This window comes from Tahibacter caeni (assembly GCF_024609805.1).
GTDB lineage: Bacteria > Pseudomonadota > Gammaproteobacteria > Xanthomonadales > Rhodanobacteraceae > Tahibacter > Tahibacter caeni.
The window spans coordinates 15132-35183 of record NZ_JANFVR010000014.1 but is presented as its reverse complement, the minus strand read 5'-3'; the positions used below and the strand labels follow the sequence as shown (position 1 = coordinate 35183).

Here is a 20052-nt window from a genome sequence, read left to right as displayed (position 1 = left end):
TGACGTCCATGGCCACAGCCGCCCGCCGCGCGCGCCCGTCGACGGCAGTACCCGCCGCAAGCGCGTCGACCGACGTCGCGGCGCGCTGCACGGCGGCGATCGCCGCGCTGACGTCGCGCGCGAACGCGGCGACGCGCGAGGGCATGACGCGCTTCGCGATCCCGAACGACAAGGCGCTCGGCGTAGGAATGCGCGACATACAATCGCTGGCCAAATCGCTGGGCCGCGACCACGCGCTGGCCGAGGCGCTCTGGCGCAGCGACGTCTACGAGGCGCGCATGCTCGCGTGCTACGTCGCCGACCCGGCGCGGGTCGATGCGGCGCAGATGGAGCGCTGGATCGCCGGCATCGACAACTGGGCGCATTGCGACACGGCCTGCTTCGCGCTGTTCGATCGCTCGCCGCTGGCTTGGGAACAGATCGAACGGTGGGCGCAGCGGCCTGAGGAATTCGTCAAGCGCGGCGCGTTCGCATTGCTCGCGAGCCTGAGCCTGCACGATCGCCACAGCGGCGACGCGCGCTTCCTGCGCGGCCTCGAGCTCGTCGAAGCCGCGGCCGGCGACCCGCGCAACTTCGTCAGGAAGGCCGTGAACTGGGCGCTGCGCGGCATCGGCCGGCGCAACGCCGCGCTGCATGCGGCCGCCGTGGCCGTCGCGCGCCGTCTTGCCGCGGCCACCGTGGCGACGCCGCGCTGGATCGGCAAGGACGCGCTGCGCGAGCTCACGAGCGCCGCCGTCGTCGCGCGCCTCGCGGCGAAGGCGGCTGCGGCGAAGCCGAAATCGACGCCGACGCCGAAAACGGCAACGGCGGCGCCGACCGGAACCGCGACGAAAGCCGTGCGGAAGACCCCCGCCGGCACCCCGGCGCCGGCGGCGAAGACGCCGGCGAGGAAACCCGCCGCGAACGACGTTGCGGCGGCGAAGGCGCCGGCGAAAGCCGCGACGAACAAAGCGGCGGCAAAGAAACCGACGGCACGGAAGCCGGTGACGAAACGATCCGGAGCGTCGATGTCGGCGCGCGCCGCGCCGGCGACCGCCGCAAAGCGAGCGAAACCGGCAACGCGCCGCTGATCCCTCGCGACACTCACCCCGGCGCATCGCCCGCGTCGGAGCGGCTCGCGGCCGGGACCCCGTCAGTCCGTCGTACCGTCGCCGATGCGGCGCAGCACGTCCTCGATGCCGAACACGTGCGCGTCGTCGCTGCCGAGCTCGCGCAGCGCCTCGGCCAGCGCGAGCAGATAGTCGCGGTTCGCACCGCTCGGGCCGCGCGCGCCGGCGATGTGCCGCGCGATGGCCTCCTCGTCGGCCGGCCCGAGATAAGCCTCGTTGCCGGGCGCAGCGACGTAGACCACGCCGCGCACTTCGCTGCCGTCGTCGAAACGGAAATCCGCCGCGATGCGCCGATAGCCGTTCTTCTCGCGATGATCCAGATGCGCGAACACCGCCGGCGTCACGCGATAGGCCATGCCGACGCAGACCGCGCCGGGTTCGGCGACGAGCGTGACGACGCGGCCCGGCGCCTCGGGCGTGCCGCGGTGGTCGTGCGAACCCTGCCAGAAGCGCCGCGCCCAGCCCTGCAGGCGCGCGCGGCGGCGCTCGAGGTACGGGAAATCGACCTTGTAGATCAGCGAGCCGTAGCCGAACAGCCAGATCGATTCGCCGGCGGCAGTCGTGGTCGTGGTCATCGGAATGCGGATGGCGGCGGATCGCCCACGATGGCGGGCGGTCCGCCGCGATTCAAGGCTGCAGCAGCTTCGGCAGCACGGCCGGCGCGAGGCTGCGGTAGATGTTGTCGTGGCGCAGGTCCGGCCGCGGTTCGTACTGCCACTGCAGACCGGCCGGCGCATCGGCGCGCAAGGTCTCGATCAGCGCGGCCGACTCGGGGGTCTCGTCGTCGCCGGCCGTGGCCACGTACCAGCGCGCGTGCCAGTCGGGCCTGGCCTTCAGCCGCGCCGGCAATGCGCGCACGAGCGCGCCGCGGTTCCACCACACGCTCGGGCTCAGCGCGATGCAGGTGCGGAACAGCTGCGGTTCCTCGACGCAGGTTTCCAGCACGAACAGGCCGGCCAGCGATTCGCCGACGATCGCGCGCTCGTCGCTGACGCGGTAGCGCGCGGCGACCTGCGGCAGCAGTTCGTCGCGCACGAACGCGCGGAACGCGGCCGAGCCGCCGACGCGCGGCGCGATCTTGCGGTCCGACTCGACCTCGGTGGGTCCGGTCATGTCGCGGCGGCGTTCGGTGTTCTCGATGCCGACGAGGACCAGCGCCGGCATCTGCCCGGCGCGGATCGCGCGGTCGACGACCGTGGCCACGTGCGGAAAGTCCTCGGCCACGCCGCCGTCGGGCATGACGAGCAGCGGATAGCGCGCGGCCGCGTCGGCCGCATAACCCGGCGGCGTGTAGACCGCGATGCGGCGCGTTTCCTTCAGCGCCGCCGAGTCGAGCGTGAACGTCGCATGCTCGGGCATGGGCTCGCTCGGCGCCGTTGCGGCCGCCGGTGCCGCGATGCCGCCCTCGACCGCCGCAGCGGGCGGCTGCATGCCGGAGAACGGGCGTTCGCCGCGCTCGACCCAGCCGCGCAGCGCATCGATCGCCGCGACGATCTGGCCGACCTCGAACCCCAGGTGCTGCTCGCCGGGCACGTACTGCTGCACGAACTGGGCGCTGCGCCCGGCGCGCTGCACGGCGCTCGCGTAACTGTTCGTCGCTGCCGCGCTGACGATGGGATCGTGCACGGTCTGCAGCGCGAGCAGCGGTTTCGCGAGCTGGCCGCTCGGCACGTAGTTGCGCTTGAGGAATTCGAACGCGCGCGCGTCGGCCGCATAGCGGCGCACGCCGGCGTTCAGCGCCGCGTCGTCGCCGCTGCCGCTGTACAGCCAGTTCGCATTGCCGACCGCGTTGCCGCCGGCGAGCTGCTGCAGGCGGCGCACGAGGTCGCGGTTGATCGCGGTCTGCTCGCCGATCTGCTCCACCGGCACGCTCATGAGCGCGGCCAGCCGTTTCGCCGCGTCGGGGCTGGCCTGCACCGCCGCATCGAGCGCGCGCACGGCCGCAGCGTCGAGCGCCTGGGCCGACGGCACCGGCGCGAGCGGCCCAATGACGCCGGGCAGGTAATGGTCGAACGCGGCCAGCTGCACGAACGCCTGCTCGAACAGGGCATCGCCGCCGCCGAGGGTGCCGGCCAGCGACAGGCCGCCGTCGTACGGCGTGTCGCGACGCTCCAGCGCATAGGCCACGCCGAGCCCGCCCATCGACTGGCCGATCGCGTACGTGTGCTTGGGCTTGCCGATGGTCGCGTTGAAGTGGCGGCGCACCCATTCGGTGTCGGCATAAGCGTCGGCGATGTTCCAGTCGGCCCGCGCATAGCCGGACTGGGCCAGCGCGAAGCCGCGCTGCAGCATGATGCGCCGGCCGCCGGCCGTGTACGGCGTCGTGTCGTAGCGTTCCTTCTGCGCGCTGTTGCCGCGGAAGAACACGAGCAGGCTGCCGTTCCAGTTCGCCGGCACGTCGATGCGCCAGGACGCGCCGGCCTGCTCGCCGACGAGAATGCGCGGCGCCGCCTCGTCCGCCGGCAGCGGCGGCGCCGCGAACACGAATGCGGCCGCGACGAACGCGAGCGAACACGACAGACGCTGCAGCATGAGGGAACTCCGCCAGGAAAAGCCGGCAGTCTAGCCGGCGGCGCGGCGGCGTTGCGCGCGCGGCGATACCGGAATCGCCGATTCGTCGCGGTAATCGCTGGCGACGGACTCTGGATTGCGGCGCTGCGCGAAGAGGCTGTTCTCCAGGCGCGACGCGTCGGGAGAAAGCCTGGCGAAAGGAAGAACCATCCGCCAGTACGGCGCAGGTGCTTCAACGAACGGCCTGCGCGCAGAACACAACGCCGAAACGCAACGCGAAACACCGGCGCCTCGGCGATCGGCGAATCGCGCCTCGTCCCCAAGCGCGTACCGCGCTTGGGGACGGGTTGGGCGTCGCTCTGCCGCGCGCTTACGGCTTCGGACAGTCCGTCTTCTCGGCTTCCATGTAGTTGACCATCCACGGCACGCCGAACTGGTCGGTGCAGCTGCCGAAGCGCGTGGCCCAGAAGGTCTGCTGCAGCGGCATCTCGACCTTGCCGTTCGCCGACAGCGCGGCGAACAGGCGCTCGGCTTCCTCCGCCGAATCCGGATGCAGCGCGATCGAGACGCCCTTGAGCGGCTCGTACGGGCAGTACGGCGTCACCGCGTCGGAGCCCATCAGCGCCTGCTCGCCGATCATCAGGCAGGCGTGCATGATCTTGTCGGCGGCCTCGGGACCGCCGCCGCCGCCCTCGGGCGCATCGCCGAAGGTCATCGACGCGACGACGTGGCCGCCGAGGTGCTCGGCGTAATAGGCGAAAGCCTGAGCGCAGTTGCCGTTGAAGGTCAGGTAAGCGTTGAGTTTCATGCGAAGGCTCCTGGTCGGTGCTGACGACGGACCGGCGACGCGCCGGCGGCGCGCCGTGCCGGAGAGACGAGCCGGCGTCCGCGGACGCCCTGCTCTGACCGGTGCGTCGAAGCAGCGCCGGCCGGATCGACAGGCCGGCGCGACTTTTTCCGGCGCGGGACCGGAGCCGGAGGGCTCAGCCCGCCTTGGCCCGGTAGCGCTCGGCGACGTAGCCTTCGACGATTGCGACGAAATCCTGCGCGATCGTGTCACCGCGCAGGGTCTGTACTTTGGCTCCGTCTATGAACACCGGCGCCGCCGGCGCCTCGCCGCTGCCCGGCAGCGAGATGCCGATGTTCGCGTGCTTGGATTCGCCCGGCCCGTTGACGACGCAGCCCATGACCGCGAGGGTCAGGTTCTCCACGCCGTCGTACTGGATGCGCCATTCGGGCATGCGCGCGCGGACGTGGTCCTGCACGGTCTTGGCCAGCTCCTGGAAGAACGTCGAGGTCGTGCGGCCGCAGCCCGGGCAGGCCGTGACGAGCGGCGTGAACGCGCGCAGGCCCATGGTCTGCAGCAACTCCTGCGCGACGATGACCTCGCGCGTGCGCGGCTCCTGTGGCTCGGGGGTCAGCGAGATGCGGATCGTGTCGCCGATGCCTTCCTGCAGCAGCACCGCCAGCGCGGCGCTGGACGCGACTATGCCCTTGGAACCGATGCCGGCCTCGGTCAGGCCCAGGTGCAGCGCGTAGTCGCTGCGCGCGGCGAGGTCGCGGTAGACCGCGATGAGTTCCTGCACGCCCGAGACCTTGCACGACAGCACGATGCGCTCGCGCGCGAGACCGATCTCCTCGGCGCGCGCCGCCGAGTCCAGCGCCGAGCGGATCAGCGCCTCGCGCATGACGCGCGCCGCGTCCCAGGGCCGCGCGCGCTCGTGGTTCTCGTCCATCATGCGCGCGAGCAGTTCCTGATCCAGCGAACCCCAGTTCGCGCCGATGCGCACGGGCTTGCCGTGGCGTATCGCGAGCTCGACGATCGTGGAGAACTGCAGGTCCTTCTTCTTGCCGAAGCCGACGTTGCCCGGATTGATGCGGTACTTGGCCAGCGCCTGCGCCGCGGCCGGCTCCTGGGTCAGCAGGGTATGGCCGTTGTAGTGGAAGTCGCCGATCAGCGGCACGCCGACGCCCATCATGTCCAGCCGCTCGCGGATCCGCGGCACGGCCGCGGCGGCCTCGGCCGTATTGACGGTCAGCCGCACGAGCTCGGAGCCCGCGCGCCAGAGCTCGGCGACCTGTTTCGTCGTCGCCGCGACGTCGGCGGTATCGGTATTGGTCATCGACTGCACGACGATCGGCGCAGACCCGCCGACCAGCACGCCGGCCACGTCGACGCCGACGCTGGCACGGCGCGGCAGGGCGGCCGCCACGCGGGCCGGTTCGGCCGCAGCCGCGGAAGTTTCGGATTCGGAGCTCATGCGCAGACAGGAGGGAAATGCAAAGCCGGATTCTAGCGGAGACGGTCGTCCTGCCGCTCGGGCCGGGATTCCGCCGTGCCCCGACGCGTCTCTTCCCGCGAACGCGCGCGGCAGGCAACGGCCCTACCCGGTCGTCCCGTCGGCGCGTTCGGCTTCCTCGGCCTCCTCGACGGCGGCCGAATCGGCCAGCTCCTGCGCGGTCGGCGCGCGGCCGATCAGCACGCGCTGGTAGGCGTTGCTCGCGTCGACGACGGTCACGTCGCCGAGGCGCGCGACGCTCGCGCGCGCTTCCCAGTCCAGCGGATCGGCCGGACGGGTCAGCTCCAGCTCGCTCGCATGGCGGTCGAACGGATGCGGCGCGAGCACGGTCATCGCATGGCCGTTGTCCTGGTCGAGCAGCAGCACGCCGCGCATGGCCGCGCGGACCGGGCCGGTGGGCTCGAAACTCGCGATGCCGACCGGCTGCGCGCGGCGCGCGAGCAGCTCGATGCCTGCGTCGACCGAGTCGGCGTCGTCGATGCGGATCCAGCGGATCACGCCGACCATCCAGTCGCGTTCCTCGTCGTGTTCGGCGTCGGCCGCGGCCGGCGTCAGGCCGACCAGCTCGCCGACCTTGGCCCGGGCCAGGTCGGCCTTGTCCCAGACCAGCCGGTAGCCGCCGAGGCTCTGGTCGAGCACCTGGGCGCGCTGCACGACGGGCTTGAGCTCGCTGCTCTGGCTGAGCCACGACGTCGCCAAGTCGCGATCGGACTGGCTGACGGCCTGGCCGCGCACGCGGCGCAGGAACGCGTCGAAATCCTGATTGCCGGCGAGCACGTAATGCAGGCCGTGCAGCCCGACGACCGTATCGAGCTGATGCCCGGCCGGCAGCCGTGCATGGCCGCGCTCGGCGCTGCCGGCCCAGCTGCGCATGAGCCGCTCGACGACGACGCGGCGCGCCTGCACCGAGGGGCCGCCCTTGAGCCGGAAGCTCAGCAGGTCGGCGCCCGGCGGCAGCAGGCGCACGTGGCCTTCGACCATCTGCTGCACCGGATGCGGATCGAACGACAGCAGGCCGGCTTCGGCGAGCCGGCGCTCCTCGGGCACGTAGCCCACGCCCTGGTCGCGGTCGGTCAGCACGGCGAAACCGCCCCCGGCACTGCGCCCGGGACTGATCTGGCAGTACGGCGCGAGCGCGCGCGTCAGCGCGAACACGTCGGTCATCTCGCGCTGGGTGTAGCGGTACGGATTGCTCAGCGCGAGCAGCAGGGCATGCGCATACGCATGCCGCGCCGTGAGCTCGGCGCCGCCGAGGCTCGGGTCGGCCACGGCCTTGTCGTCCAGGCGCAGCGCGACGGCGGCGGCATAGATGTCGTGCAGGCGCAGCCAGACGCCCTGCGGCGGCGTGTGATACAGCGTATAGGCCTTGGCCAGCAGATTGCCGTAGTGCTGCAGCGCGCGCACGGTCACGAGCGCGACGGGTTTTCCCTTGAGGAACGGCACCTTGCCGGCCGGTGCGCAGAAGTCGTGCAAGGCCTGCACGTAGCCCAGGCCCATCTCGCGCTCGAAGTCCTGCGCCGCGCGCGCCTGCTGCAGCTTGGCCGGCGGCAGCGGAAAGGTCTCGAGCAGTACCAGCCGGTCGATCGTGCCGATGACCTGCAGCACCGGGCCGCGCAGCAGCTCCAGCGCTTCGAGGCGCTGCTGCGCCTCCAGGCGCGTGCGGTTCATGACCATCAGCGCATCGAGCAGCTGGCGCGAGGTCGCGGCCGGATTGGCCAGTGGCAGCTGGCTCAGCCATTGGCGCACGCCTTTGGCGTCGGTGGCGAAATCGCCGCGCAGCGGCGGATGGCGCTCCGGCCAATCGTCGGAGAGACGGGCCAGCCAGTCGTTCATCGCGCGTGTCCCTGTGATTTCCCGTGCGTGGTCATCAGTCTAGATCGTCGCCCTGAGATTGCTCATCACCGGATCGCGGGGTCACCGGCGCAGCCCGGCCAGAACCAGCCGGCGCAGCACGCGCTGCCCGGCCGTCCGCGGTGCGGCCAGGTCCATCCGCGCGAGCGCCTCGGCCTCTTCCGCCCTCGCCGCACCCCCGAACAGCGCCCGCCGCAACAGATCCAGGCGCCCGCCCCAACCCGCGCCGCGCTGCTTGAGCCAGCGCAGCGCGCCGGCCAATTGCAGCTCGACCGGCGTGAAATCCGTGCCGAAAGGGAATGCATCAAACAGGCCACGCCGCGCGAACGGCGCGAGCGCCGCGGCCAGCCGCTCGGACGTGTTGCGCCGCCACTCGTCCGGCACCCGGAATTCCGGCGCGAGCTTGCCGGCCGCCTTGGCCTGCGCGGCCAGGCCGTCGACGAAGCGCGCATCGCTGATCGCGAGCATGGCCTTGACGCAGTCCTCGTCGGATTTGCCGCGCAGGTCGGCCACGCCGTACTCGGTGACGTAGACGTCGCGCAGATGACGCGGAATCGTCGTATGGCCGTAGTTCCAGAGGATGCTCGGGCGCGCGGCCGCGCCGCTGCCGCGGCTCGCGCGCAGCATCAGCACGGAACGGCCGTCGCGCAGCGCGTGCGCCATCGCGACGAAGTTGTACTGGCCGCCGACGCCGCTGACGACGCGGCCGTCCTCCAGCGCGTCGGACACGGCCGCGCCGAGCGCGGTGGCCATCATGCAGGTATTGAAGAAGCGGCCGTCGCGGCGCTGCAGCGCGTCGAGGGTCTCGCGGCCGCCGTAGAGCTGGTTGATGTCCGACACGCGCGTCATCGACAGCCCGTCGAAGTCGTCGCCGTCCAGGCTGGCCAGCCAGCGGTAGAACTCGGCCGAGCCGAGGAAGAACGCGCCGCGCAGGTAGCGCCCGTCGCGCAGGCGGCGGCCGGTCATGGCGCGACCCAGTGCGGCGCGCGCGCTCATCTCGCGCTGGTCGCAGGGCACGGCCGTGCCGTCGGGCAGCAGCACCTGCTCGGCCTCGATGCGGCTGCCCTCGGGCAGCAGGCCGCAGCGCACGAGCCGCGCGAGCTCCGGCAGATGGATCAGCGCCGGCAAGGCACCGGCCGCATACAGCCGCTCGACGTCGCCGGTGCGCAGGGTGTCGCCGATCAGGCCTTCGGCCAGGGCCTGTTCGATCGCGAAGTCGTCGTACACGCGGCGCTTGAGCACGCCGCCCTTGGCCAGGTGCATGAAGCCGTCCATGACCATCTCGCTCGCGCCGTAGAGGCCGTGCACGAACGGCCCGAGCCCGCCGACCGCCGCCGCGAGCGGCCCCGCGCCGCCGACCGCCTCGAGCGCGCCGCGATAGGCCTCGTTGTTGCGCTGGCGCAGCAGCAGCGCGTGCACGACGGCGTCCGACAGCGCGCCGATGCCGATCTGCAAGGTGCCGCCGTCGCGCACCAGGCTGCTCGCGTGCAGGCCGAGCGCGAACTCGGCCGCGCTGACCGGCTCGCGCGGCAGCGCGAACAGCACGTGGTCGCAGGCCGGGTCGTCGAGCAGCAGGTCGAAGAAATCCGCGTTGACCTCGGCCTCGTTCGCGACGAACGGCAGGCGCGGATGCACCACGCCGACGACGAGCGGCCGCGGCTTGCCGGCCGAGGCCATCTCGTCGAGCAGATCCTGGGTCACGTCGGGATTGCTGGCCAGGCTCAGGCGCTCGCGGCCGCCGTCGACGCGGCGCGCGACGAGCTGCACGACGACGTTGATGCCGGCGCCGGCGAGATCGCGCGCGACGTGGGTGTAGTTGAGGCTCGCATACTCGCGCTGGGCGCGGTCGTTGCGCAGCAACGCGCCGGACTGCAGGTAGAACTCGCTGACTCGCACGCGCGCCGGCAAGGTGCCGTCGCGCAGCGCGACCGCGTAGGCGAGGTCCGGATAGTCGGCGCCGAAATGACGCTCGACGAACGGCTGCAGGAAGCGCCGTTCGAGCTCCGACCCCGCCTTGGGCCGCAGCAGCGACAGGGCGGTGAAGACGTGCAGCGACTGGCGCTCGTCGGCGACGACGGCCTCGTACAGCGCATTGAGCAGCACGTTGGGCTTGCCCAGCCCCAGCGGTGCGGCCAGGCGCAGCTGGCCGCCGCCATGGGCCAGGATGCGCGCCACCGTTTCCGCCACCGCCGTCAGCCGTTCCACATGCCGCATCCCCGCGTCTCTCAGTAAGGACCGAACCCGCGTCCGCAGCACGCCTCTTTCGACGTGCCGCTCACCCCCACAACCCCGCCGACGGCCCGCGTCGCGGGCCTTCGGCCGCCCCCTTGACTCAAGGGGGCTCCGACGGCGAAAGCAGAAACGTCGATCGTTCGGAAGATACCGGTCTCCATTCGCGCCGCGGCCGAGTATGCCGGCCGGCGCGCTTTCCTGTCATGAATCGGCCCGGCGATGCGTTACAGTCGCTGCGCAGGAAGCGGAGCCGACGGCACCGCCTCCGGCCGCCGTCCGCGGCGGCGCGCTCCCGCAACGACAGCCCGGCGGCCGCGAGGCCGGCCCAGCGAGGAAGGAATGAGCGAGCGTTTCCGGATAGCCATCGTCGGTTCCGGTCCGGGCGGCCTGTCGGCCGCCGCCCGCGCGGCCGAGCGCGGCGAGTCGCACGTGCTGCTCGAAGCCGAGCCGCACCTGTCCAACACGATCTACCGCTACCAGAAGGGCAAGTTCGTCATGGACGAGCCAGGGATACTGCCGCTGCGTTCGCCCGTGCCGTTCAAGGCCGGCTCGCGCGAGAGCATCCTCGGCGCCTGGGACGAAGCCGCCGCGCGGCTCAAGATCAACGTGCGCCACGGCCACGAAGTCAGCGCGATAAAGAAGCGCGAGGACGGCAGCTTCGAGCTCAAGTGCGCCAACGGCGCGACGATCGAGGCGCAATTCGTCGTGCTCGGCATCGGCCTGCAGGGCAACATCCGCAAGCTCGGCGTGCCCGGCGAAGACCTGCCGTTCGTGCAGTACCAGCTCGACGATCCGGACGAATACGAAGGCGAGACCATCGTCGTCGTCGGCGCCGGCGATGCGGCGATCGAGAACGCGGTCGCGCTCGCGAAACAGAACAACGTCGTCATCGTCAATCGCCGCGACGAATTCGCCCGCGCCAAGAAAGGCAACGAGGCGGCCATCCTCAAGGCCATCGAGGACGGCGCGATCGAGTGCTACTACAACGCCGCGCCCGAACGCGTCGACGCGCTCAGCGTCGGCCGCAAGAAGGGCCGCCTGATCCTGTCCACCCCCAACGGCAAGGCCCAGTTGCTGATCGACCGCGTGATCGGCCGCCTCGGCGCGACCGCGCCGCGCAGCTTCGTCGAAGCCTGCGGCGTGACGTTTCCGAGCAAGGACCCGGCCGCCGTGCCGGCCATCAGCCCGCAGTACGAATCCAACGTCAAGGGCCTCTACATCGTCGGCGCGCTCGGCGGTTATCCGCTGATCAAGCAGGCGATGAACCAGGGCTACGAAGTCGTCGAGTACATCCGCGGCGAGCGCGTGGAGCCGGCCGACGAGCCGCTGCTGAAGGCCAAGCTCGGCGCGATGCCGGGCTTCCGCTCCGTCGACGACACGCTCGCGCGCATCCAGCAGAACGTGCGCGTGCTGTCGCACATCACGCCGCTGCAGCTGCGCGAGTTCATGCTCGACTCGGACCTGCGCACGCCCAAGCCCGGCGATATCGTGTTCCGCCGCAACGACTACACCAACAGCTTCTATTCCATCGTCGAGGGCGAAGTGCGCATCGCGCTCGACGAAGACGGCAAGCAGTTCATCACGCTCGGCCGCGGCGAGTTCTTCGGCGAGATGGGCCTGATCTCGGGCCGGCGCCGCTCGGCCACGGTCACGGCCGGCAACGGCTGCGTGCTGATCGAGACGCCGCGGCGCTCGATGAACCGGCTGATCAATTCGGTCGCCGCGGTCAAGCGCGAGATCGACGAGGTGTTCATCCTGCGCGCGATCCAGTCGCGCTTCGCGCCCGAAGCCACGGCCGCGCAGCTCAAGGACATGGTCGCCGGCGCCACCCTGCAGAAGTTCGCCGCCGGCGACATCCTGTTCAACGAAGGCGAGGTCGGCGACTGCCTGCACCTCGTGCGCGTGGGCTCGCTGACGATCTCGCGCAACATCGCCGGCAAGGAAGTCGTGCTGTCCTACGTGCCGGCCGGCAACTACGTCGGCGAGATGGCGCTGCTCGGCGAGTCGCGCCGTTCGGCCACGGCGCGCGCGGCGATCGCGACCGAGACCGTGCGCCTGGACGGCGAGAGCTTCAAGAAGCTCGTCAACCGCATGCCCGTGCTCAAGCTGCGCCTGCAGGCCGAATACCGCCAGCGCGCCGCGTCGAACCTGGCCATGCAGGCGCTGCCGGCCGGCGGCGACATCATCCAGTTCCTGCTCGCCCAGGGCGCCGGCGAAGCGACCGACATCCTGCTGATCGACGAGTCGCTCTGCGTGCGCTGCGACAACTGCGAGAAGGCCTGCGCCGAGACCCACGGCGGCACCTCGCGCCTGGACCGCGAGGCCGGCCCGACCTATGCGAGCGTGCACGTGCCGACCTCGTGCCGGCACTGCGAGCATCCGCACTGCATGAAGGATTGCCCGCCCGACGCGCTGCGCCGCGCGCCGAACGGCGAGGTCTACATTGCCGACAACTGCATCGGCTGCGGCAACTGCGAACGCAACTGCCCCTACGGCGTCATCCACATGGCGACCAAGCCGCCGAAGAAGCCGGGCCTGCTGAGCTGGCTGCTGTTCGGCCTCGGGCCGGGCCCGGGCGAAGCGCCCTACGACGCGAAGAAGAAGAGCAAGGAGCCCAAGGAAAAGAAGGCCGTCAAATGCGACATGTGCAAGGATGAAAAAGGCGGTCCCGCCTGCGTGCGCGCCTGCCCGACCGGCGCGGCCATCCGCATCTCGCCGGAGGAATTTCCGGCGTATGCGCAGAGCCGGCGCTGACGTGCGCGGAGCGGCTCCCGATGAGCGACGCGCGCGCGACCTGCCCGCATTGCCAGACCGAACAGACGGCGCCCGACTGGAGCCGGCGTGCCTGCACGCAGTGCGGACGCACGTTCTATCCGGCACCGTCCGTCGATCCGGTGCTGCTGCGCAAGCGACAGACGCGGCGCCTGCTGCGCGAACGCGACGAACAGGCGGCGCAACGGCCTCTCGACCGCTATTGGACCTGCTGCATCGCCGGCGGATTCCTGTTGCTCGTCCTCGTCGCGCAGCTCGGCTTCGGCGCCGTGTTCCACGGCGGCAAGGGCCCTCCCGTCGTGATCCTGCGGCACGAGGAACCGGCTCGCTACTGGAAATGGGTCGCGGCAACGGCAACCGGCGCCGTGACGTTTCTCGGCATCGGCATCTACGGCCTGCGCCGCGTCCGCGCGCGGCTCGCGCGCCGGTTTCCGGAGGACGAGGCGTGAGCCCGCCGCCTCGGCCGTCCGGCCCGTCGCTGCGGCCAGGCGCAGTCCGGCCCGTTGTTCCACCGGGCCAGATCGGAAAGACAGACACAACGCTCCCTCTCCCCGGACGGCAGTCGGAACGTCCGGGGGCGCCAGAACCTTCGGTTCCGAACGGCACCCCGCTCACCCAAGCAAGCTTGGGGGAGAGGATCGATGCGCCGCCGCGATACCGCCACCCAAAGCCATCGCAGTACGCGACCTTCAACGCCCGATCGCACAGGGACAGCGCATGAACGCGCGCCACGAATCCATACTCAATCACGCGGGATCGCGCTGGCTCTGGATAGCGCTCGCGCTGTCGCTGGTCTCGCTGCTCGCCTACGCGCTGCACTCGCCGGCCGTGCCGCCGAACGGCGGCACCTGGCTCGGCTACACCCTCGGCACGATCGCGGGGCTGCTGATCCTCTGGCTGATGTTCTTCGGCATCCGCAAGCGTTCGTACTCGGGCACCTCGAACCTGCGCGGCTGGCTGTCGGCGCACGTCTACCTCGGCACGGCGCTGATCCTGATCGCGCTGCTGCACGCGGGCTTCCAGGTCGGCTGGAACCTGCACACCTTCTTTCTCGTGCTGATGCTGCTCGTGATCGTCTCGGGCTTCTTCGGGGTCTACTGCTATCTGCGCTACCCGACCCTGATGACGCGCAACCGCGAGAGCGCGACGCGCAGCGCGATGCTCGAGGAAATCGGCGAGCTCGACCAGAACGCGCTCGCGCTGGCCGACGGCATCGACCCCAAGGTCCACGGCATCGTGCTGCGTTCGATCCAGAACACGCGCCTGGGCGGCGGCGTGCTGGCCCAGCTGCGCGCGCGCGACGATTCCGACGCGGCGCTGGCCGGCATCCGCGCGGCGCTGGAGGCGCGCGAGAAATCGCAGGCCGCGGCCGGCGGCGCGAAGTCCGGCCAGACCATCTTCGCGATGGTCGACTTCCTCGCCAGCGGCACGAACGACCGCCAGGCCGAGGCGCTGCGCAAGCTCATCGACCTGCTCTCGCGCAAGAAGGTGCTGGCCTCGCGCGTCGCGCGCGACATCCAGTACCAGGCGCTCATGGAGGTCTGGCTGTACATCCACGTGCCGCTGTCCTTCGCGACCGTGGCCGCCCTGTTCGCCCACGTCGTGTCCGTGTTTTTCTACTGGTAGGCGGAGACCGAACGCATGCGCTGGCTGATCCGTCGGGTACTCAAGCAGGGCAAGGGCGCCGTCTCGTACGAGGAGGACGTGCACTTCGGCGACGTGCTGTCGATCGGCCGCGCCGCCGACCAGGCGATCTTCCTGTCGGACATCCGCGCCGCGCTGAACCATGCGCGCGTGACCTCGACCAGCCCGGGCCGCTACACGGTCGAGTCGCTGATCCTGGCCGGCATCCGCGTCAACGGCGAGCTGACCTACTCGACCAACGTCGGCGCCGGCGCGGTCGTCGAGATCGCCTCCACGCGCATCGTGCTGCTCGATCCGCCGCGCGATTTCGAGGCCGCGGTCGAGATCTCCACGCTCGACAAGACCGAACAGGAGGCCGCCAAGGCCAAGCGTGCAAAGCCGACCTCGCTCAAGGAAACCTGGCTCGGCAAGCGCGCGCCGTCGTGGATCCTGTTCCTGCTCGTGCTCGGCTTCGGCCTGCTGCTGCCGGCCGCGACGCATTTCGTGCCGGCCCTCGGCAAGTTCATGGGCCACGTCGGCCTGCCGACGACGGCGAGCTGGAATCCGGGCCCGCTCGACGCGGCGCACCGCTTCTTCGGCGACGACTGCAAGCAATGCCACCGGACGCCGTTCCTGACCGTGCGCGACACGGCCTGCACGAGCTGCCATACGAAGATGGCCGCGCACGCGGACCCGGCGCGCTTCAACCTGCCCCAGCTCGGCGAGGCGCGCTGCGGCAGCTGCCATCAGGATCACCTCGGCCTCGACGGCATGGTCAACACCGACCAGAAGCTCTGCGCCGACTGCCATACCGACCTGGCGGCGCGCACGCAGAACGCGAGCGCGCTCGCCGACGCGCGCGACTTCGGCAAGACCCATCCGGAATTCCGCGTGCGCCTGCCGGCCTGGGACGCGAACGGCCGCTTCGCGCCGCAGCTGACGACCCTGACCGCCGGGCTCAAGGAAAACTCAGGCCTGAAGTTCGACCATGCCAAGCATCTGAAGCCCGATCTCAACGCGCCGTCGGGCCGCCGCACGCTGACCTGCGCGAGCTGCCACCAGCCCGATGCCGGCGGCCTCGCGATGAAGCCGGTCGACTTCGAGAGCATGTGCCATGACTGCCATACGCTCGGCTTCGACACGTTCGCGCCCGACCGCCAGGTGCCGCACGCGAAGGTCGCCGAGGTCGTCTACATGCTCGACGACTACTACGCCAGGCGCGCGCTCGAAGGCGGCTACACCGAAACCAGCGCGCCGGGCTTCGTGCAGCAGCGACGCCGTCCCGGCGACCCGCCGCTGAGCCAGCAGCAGACCATCGAGGCGCTGAGCTGGGCCCGCGACAAGTCGCGCCAGGTCGCCGACAGCGTCTTCACCGGCCGCGCCTGCGTGACCTGCCACACGGTCACGCGGCCGGCCGCCGCGGGCGCCGCACCGGGATCGGGCTGGCAGATCGCGCCCGTGCGCGTCTCGGGCATCTGGTACGGCGAAGCGAAGTTCACGCACGCCAAGCACTCGACGATGGACTGCAAGGACTGCCACAAGGCCGCCGAATCCAAGAGCGCCAGCGACCTGCTGATCCCCGACATCGCGAACTGCCGCCAGTGCCATGCCGGCGCCAACGGCGGCAGCAAGGTCGCGAGCACCTGCGTGGACTGCCATCGCTACCATCAGTCGACGACGTTGAGCTTGAACAAGCTTTGAGGCCGGTCTCCATCACGAATCGAAGCGACCGAGGAAACCGGCCCCGTTTTTCTTCCGGCCATTCGACCGAGTCGTCCACGCCGTCTGCCTGTTTGGAAGCGTGCCGTTCCTGGTGGGTGGCTTCGCGCTCGGCATCCGGGCCGGCGAGTTGCTCTGGCAACGCCTCGGCACCTCGACGCCGCCCCTGACACCGTGACGTTGCGTTTCGCCGGCGGCTTGCCGGCAACCCGCGCGACGCACCATTCGCGCAGCACCGCAGGCCCGCACGTTCCGGCCCGCACCGCGCGGGCCGGACACGCGCCCACAAAAAAAAGCCGACCGTCCGAAGACGGTCGGCCCGGAAAGCCGCGCCGGCAGCGACGCCGGCGCGCGTCCGCGCTACGGCGCCGGCGCTTCGAAGCCGCTGGCGAAGATGCGGTCGTTCACGTCGAGCGAGAACAGCACGGCGGTCTTGGGTTCATCCGCATCGGTGCCGTTGCTGTCGACGCAGACGAAGCCGCGGTAGTTGCCGATCGCGAGCGCGGACGCATCGGCCGTGACGACCGCCGTGTCCGAACCGCCGACACCGAGGTTGCCGGCGTTCGGCGATGCGCTGAGCCACGGCGCGCCGCAGGTCACGTTGGTCGTGACGCTGACCGCGAGCGATTCCAGCGACGCCGGCGGACCGGCCACCGGCGCGAGCGCGGTCCAGGTCGCCGTACCGCCGAGCGCGGTCGAGGTCAGCGACATGCCGGGCAGGCCGTTGTGCGTCGTCGCGCGGCCGAGGATCCAGCGGCGCGACGAGCTCGTGCCGGGCACGGTCGGATAGGCCAGCGCCCAGTAGCGCACGCCGGCCGTCAGCGCCGGCGGCGCCGGGCAGCCCGCCGCCGCGGCGTCGTTGACGTTGAGGCCGAACAGCGCGCCGTCGGTGGAACGGAACGTCAGGCCCGCGCTGTTCACGCCGCTCGGCGTGCGCGTGCACGAATACAGCTCGCCGCCCGTGCCGGCTTCCGGATGGCCGGCCGGCATGCCGGCCGCATCGGCGTACAGCTTGAACGTGATCTGCGTGGCCGTGGCCTGCAGGGTGCCGCCGGTGCCGGTCATGAAGCCTTCGACGTCGATGCTGCGCAAGGTGGCGTTGTCCGGCGAAATGAAGTCTTCCGCCTGGTAGAAGCCGCCGTTGGACCCGATGAAGAAGTCCGACGCATTGCCGCGGACGCCGTCGAAGGCCTGGCGCAGCAGGTTGGACTGCGCCGTGCCGGACGTGTCGATGTCCCAGACCACGCTCGGGTTGCCGAGGTTGGCCACGGTCAGGTTGCGCGTGACCGACTGGCCGGCCGGCACGCTCGCGCTCAGCGAGGTCGGCGACACGTCGATTTCCGGCAGCGCCTTGCGCAGCGCGACCGGCATGCGCGAGACCGGGATCGCCGGATTGCTCGGCGTCAGCACGACTTCGCCGAACACGGTCTGGCCGTCGGGCAGCTGCAGCGAATCTGCCGACAACGTGACCGCCTGCGTGCCCGCATTGGCCACGGTGAACGAAGCCGGGGCCAGGGTCACCGCGCCGGCCGGGAAGCCGCTGACGGTCGCGGTCCAGGTCACCGGCGCCGTGCGCGTGCTCTTGAACGTGCGCGGGAACGTGCAGGTGCCGACGCAGGACAGGTTCTGGAAGCTCGCGATGTTCAGCTGCGACGGGTTGCCGCCGGCGGCCGGATTGGCCGCTACGTAGTTCGCGGCGCTTTCGTCGAGGATCAGGCCGGCCTTGCTCGCGCGGGCCACGTCGATGCGGCCGGCGCCGGTCGCGAACGGCGTCGTCGGCGTCACGCCGTCGACTTCCATGAGGTCGGGCCTGGCCGTCGTCGTCAGCGCCGACTTCACCTGCGCCGGGGTCCACGAGCGGTTCAGCGCGCGCAGCAGCGCGGCCGCGCCGGCGACGTGCGGCGCCGCCATCGACGTGCCGCTCAGCACGTTGGCGATGTTGTTGTTCGCCGTGTTCACCGCGCCGCCGAACGGCGCCGGCGCCGCGGCGACCCAGCGCGTGTAGGCCGCGAGGATCTCCACGCCGGGCGCGGCGAGGTCGGGCTTGAGCAGGCTGATCGGGCTCGGGCCGCGCGAGGTCGAGTAGTAGACCGCATCCGGCGCGCCGGGACCGACGTTCAGCGGCACGGCGATCGACGCGTTCGCGTTGGACGGATCGGTCGCGATGTGCGCGGCGACGTTGTTCCAGTCGCGCATCAGCATGGAATAGCTCGTGCCGCTCGCGCCGAGGTTCAGCGGCGCGACGTCGACGAAGATCACGCCGGCCGCGCCCGCGTTCAGCGCCGCCGTGCGCCGCGCGCCGCTCGCGCAGCTGCTGGTCACCGCGTCCAGGTGCAGCACCGCGATGCCCGAGATGCCGCCGCGCCGGAACGTGTCGGCCGGAAACGCCGTGCAGCCGTCGGTCGCGCCGTTGGCGAAGTTCGGGCTCGGAATGATCGGCGCGGTCAGCGTGGCCGACGCGATCGGCGCGGCGCCCGGACGCACGGTGATGTTCTGCGTGTTGGCCGGCGGCGAGCCCGGGCCGGTCAGGTTGAAATTGAAGCCGAACACGCGGTCGTGCATGGTGCCGCCGACCGTGATCGTCCAGGGCTCGACGTGGCCGAGCGTGGCCGGCGTCGGGCCCGAGTTGCCGGCCGATGCGGAAACGATGATGCCGGCGTTCTGCGCGGCCAGGAAGGCCTGCGAGGTCGTGTCGGTCCACGGCGAGGTGCCGCCGCCGATCGAGAAGCTCAGCACGTCGACGACGCCGTCGGCGACGGCCTGGTTGGCCGAGGCCGTGGTGGCCGTGGTCGGGCACAGGCCGCCGCTGGAGCTCGTGTAGCAGGCGTCGTAGATCACGAGGTTGGCGTGCGGCGCGACACCCGAGACGTTGCGCGTGATGCCGTTGAACGTGACCTGCCGTGCGTTGCCGGCCGCAGTGCTGGAGGTGTGCGAGCCATGGCCGCCCTCGTCCTCGAAGCCGCGCGCCTCGACGTTCGGCGAGGCCGCCAGCGCGTCCATGAAGTCCCAGCCGCCGATCAGCTTGTCGTTGCAGACGTCGCGGCCGGCGACGTGGTTCGGATTGGACGGATTGCACCAGCCGAGGTAGCTGCCCGGTCCGAGCGGGTTGACGTGCGCGTAGCCGTCGCTGCCCATCGCCGCGTAGGCGTCGCTGGCGACATTGAGGCCGCTGTCGATGACGCCGATGACCACGCCCTCGCCCTTGGTCGCGAGATTGCCGAGCGTGCCGCTGCCGTCCCAGACGGCCGGCGCGTTGATCATGGTCGGACCGCGGTCGGTGTTGAGCGGCAGCAGCTGCTCGGCCTCGACGCGGACGACGGACGGATGCGCGCGCAGCAGGCCGGCTTCGTCGTCGGTCAGTTCGAGCACGACGCCGTTGTAGGCGTGCTGGAAGCGCATCAGCGCCGGCACGTCGCGGCCGAGCAGCTGCGAGGCCTCGGCGAGGAACTGGTCCTGGCGCGCCGCGAGCTGCGCGACGTAGCTCTGCGCCGGCATCGACTCGAGCGCGATGCGCCGGTTCTCCTGGCGCGGAATGCCGGCGGCCAGGGCCAGCGGCGCGTCCTTGAACCCGATGATGAAGCGCGAGCGGGCGGCGCTGTCGCTGGCCGCGCGCGGCGCGCTCGAGGCGAAGTTCTCCGCCTCGCCGAAATGGCCGGCCGACGCGCCGGCGCTGAACACGACGGCAGCGATCGCCGCGACGAGCGCGGTCCGCTGGCGCAATACAGTGGTTCGCATGATCGATATACCCCCGGAATACAAAAGTGGACTAGTTAATTTCCGCAACGCAAGAAGACGCGCCGGGCCGCAGGCCGGACGTGCTTCGCACCCTTCGTCATCCGCGATCCGGCCGGTACGAGCACCGGCGAGGATCCTTCCCGTTCCTGTGCGGAGCTTTCGGACCGGCGGACCTCCCGACCATAACAAAGCCGGCGACG

12 protein-coding genes are annotated in these 20052 nt (G+C 70.9%); 5 read left to right on the top strand and 7 right to left on the bottom strand.

Features of this window, described 5'->3' with window-relative positions:
* On the top strand, positions 1 to 1070 hold a 1070-nt coding region (locus tag NON22_RS02550), incomplete at its 5' end, for a DNA alkylation repair protein (RefSeq protein ID WP_257385329.1).
* Between the two features lie 62 nt (positions 1071 to 1132).
* Here the strand turns inward: NON22_RS02550 and NON22_RS02545 are convergent.
* The 6 genes from NON22_RS02545 to NON22_RS02520 all read right to left on the bottom strand — a co-directional run bounded on the left by NON22_RS02545 (position 1133) and on the right by NON22_RS02520 (position 9976).
* Positions 1133 to 1684 carry a gamma-glutamylcyclotransferase gene (locus NON22_RS02545; RefSeq protein ID WP_257385328.1) on the bottom strand — a complete coding sequence of 184 codons (552 nt, stop codon included), beginning with the start codon at positions 1682 to 1684 and terminating at the stop codon, positions 1133 to 1135.
* 52 nt (positions 1685 to 1736) lie between these two features.
* On the bottom strand, positions 1737 to 3641 hold the full coding sequence (locus NON22_RS02540) for an alpha/beta hydrolase (RefSeq protein ID WP_257385327.1): 1905 nt from the start codon (positions 3639 to 3641) through the stop codon (positions 1737 to 1739).
* A 349-nt stretch (positions 3642 to 3990) separates the two neighbouring features.
* A complete protein-coding gene (locus NON22_RS02535; RefSeq protein ID WP_257385326.1) occupies positions 3991 to 4428 on the bottom strand; it encodes a VOC family protein in 438 nt (145 codons plus the stop codon).
* Positions 4429 to 4603: 175 nt separating this feature from the next.
* Positions 4604 to 5881, bottom strand: coding sequence for a flavodoxin-dependent (E)-4-hydroxy-3-methylbut-2-enyl-diphosphate synthase (gene ispG / locus NON22_RS02530; protein WP_257385325.1), 1278 nt, complete (start codon positions 5879 to 5881; stop codon positions 4604 to 4606).
* 123 nt (positions 5882 to 6004) lie between these two features.
* Positions 6005 to 7753, bottom strand: coding sequence for a hypothetical protein (locus NON22_RS02525; protein WP_257385323.1), 1749 nt, complete (start codon positions 7751 to 7753; stop codon positions 6005 to 6007).
* Between the two features lie 81 nt (positions 7754 to 7834).
* Positions 7835 to 9976: an acetyl-CoA hydrolase/transferase C-terminal domain-containing protein gene (locus tag NON22_RS02520; RefSeq protein WP_257385322.1), complete on the bottom strand. Its 2142-nt coding sequence runs from the start codon at positions 9974 to 9976 to the stop codon at positions 7835 to 7837.
* A gap of 366 nt (positions 9977 to 10342) precedes the next feature.
* Between NON22_RS02520 and NON22_RS02515 the strand changes: the two genes are divergently transcribed.
* From NON22_RS02515 to NON22_RS02500, 4 genes are all read left to right on the top strand, one after another.
* Positions 10343 to 12757 (top strand): cyclic nucleotide-binding domain-containing protein, encoded by a 2415-nt coding sequence (locus tag NON22_RS02515; protein WP_257385321.1) that lies wholly within the window; start codon positions 10343 to 10345, stop codon positions 12755 to 12757.
* Positions 12758 to 12777: 20 nt separating this feature from the next.
* Positions 12778 to 13224 carry a hypothetical protein gene (locus NON22_RS02510; RefSeq protein ID WP_257385319.1) on the top strand — a complete coding sequence of 149 codons (447 nt, stop codon included), beginning with the start codon at positions 12778 to 12780 and terminating at the stop codon, positions 13222 to 13224.
* Positions 13225 to 13492: 268 nt separating this feature from the next.
* Entirely contained in the window at positions 13493 to 14401 is a 909-nt protein-coding gene (locus NON22_RS02505) for a hypothetical protein (RefSeq protein WP_257385318.1), read from the top strand.
* 15 nt (positions 14402 to 14416) lie between these two features.
* Positions 14417 to 16099, top strand: coding sequence for a cytochrome c3 family protein (locus NON22_RS02500; RefSeq protein WP_257385317.1), 1683 nt, complete (start codon positions 14417 to 14419; stop codon positions 16097 to 16099).
* A 378-nt stretch (positions 16100 to 16477) separates the two neighbouring features.
* On the opposite strand, the gene NON22_RS02495 is transcribed toward NON22_RS02500, so the two are convergent.
* Complete coding sequence (locus NON22_RS02495) at positions 16478 to 19852, bottom strand: S8 family serine peptidase (RefSeq protein ID WP_306673600.1); 3375 nt, start codon at positions 19850 to 19852, stop codon at positions 16478 to 16480.
* Between the last annotated feature and the right edge of the window lie 200 nt (positions 19853 to 20052).

Excerpts from the sequence above, each read along its gene's own strand:
- NON22_RS02510 (WP_257385319.1), top strand. The coding sequence starts at position 12,778 with ATGAGCGACGCGCGCGCGACCTGCCCGCATTGCCAGACCGAACAGACG.
- NON22_RS02535 (WP_257385326.1), bottom strand. The coding sequence starts at position 4,428 with ATGAAACTCAACGCTTACCTGACCTTCAACGGCAACTGCGCTCAGGCT.
- NON22_RS02540 (WP_257385327.1), bottom strand. The coding sequence starts at position 3,641 with ATGCTGCAGCGTCTGTCGTGTTCGCTCGCGTTCGTCGCGGCCGCATTC.
- NON22_RS02515 (WP_257385321.1), top strand. The coding sequence starts at position 10,343 with ATGAGCGAGCGTTTCCGGATAGCCATCGTCGGTTCCGGTCCGGGCGGC.
- NON22_RS02545 (WP_257385328.1), bottom strand. The coding sequence starts at position 1,684 with ATGACCACGACCACGACTGCCGCCGGCGAATCGATCTGGCTGTTCGGC.
- NON22_RS02525 (WP_257385323.1), bottom strand. The coding sequence starts at position 7,753 with ATGAACGACTGGCTGGCCCGTCTCTCCGACGATTGGCCGGAGCGCCAT.
- ispG (WP_257385325.1), bottom strand. The coding sequence starts at position 5,881 with ATGAGCTCCGAATCCGAAACTTCCGCGGCTGCGGCCGAACCGGCCCGC.
- NON22_RS02495 (WP_306673600.1), bottom strand. The coding sequence starts at position 19,852 with ATGCGAACCACTGTATTGCGCCAGCGGACCGCGCTCGTCGCGGCGATC.
- NON22_RS02500 (WP_257385317.1), top strand. The coding sequence starts at position 14,417 with ATGCGCTGGCTGATCCGTCGGGTACTCAAGCAGGGCAAGGGCGCCGTC.
- NON22_RS02505 (WP_257385318.1), top strand. The coding sequence starts at position 13,493 with ATGAACGCGCGCCACGAATCCATACTCAATCACGCGGGATCGCGCTGG.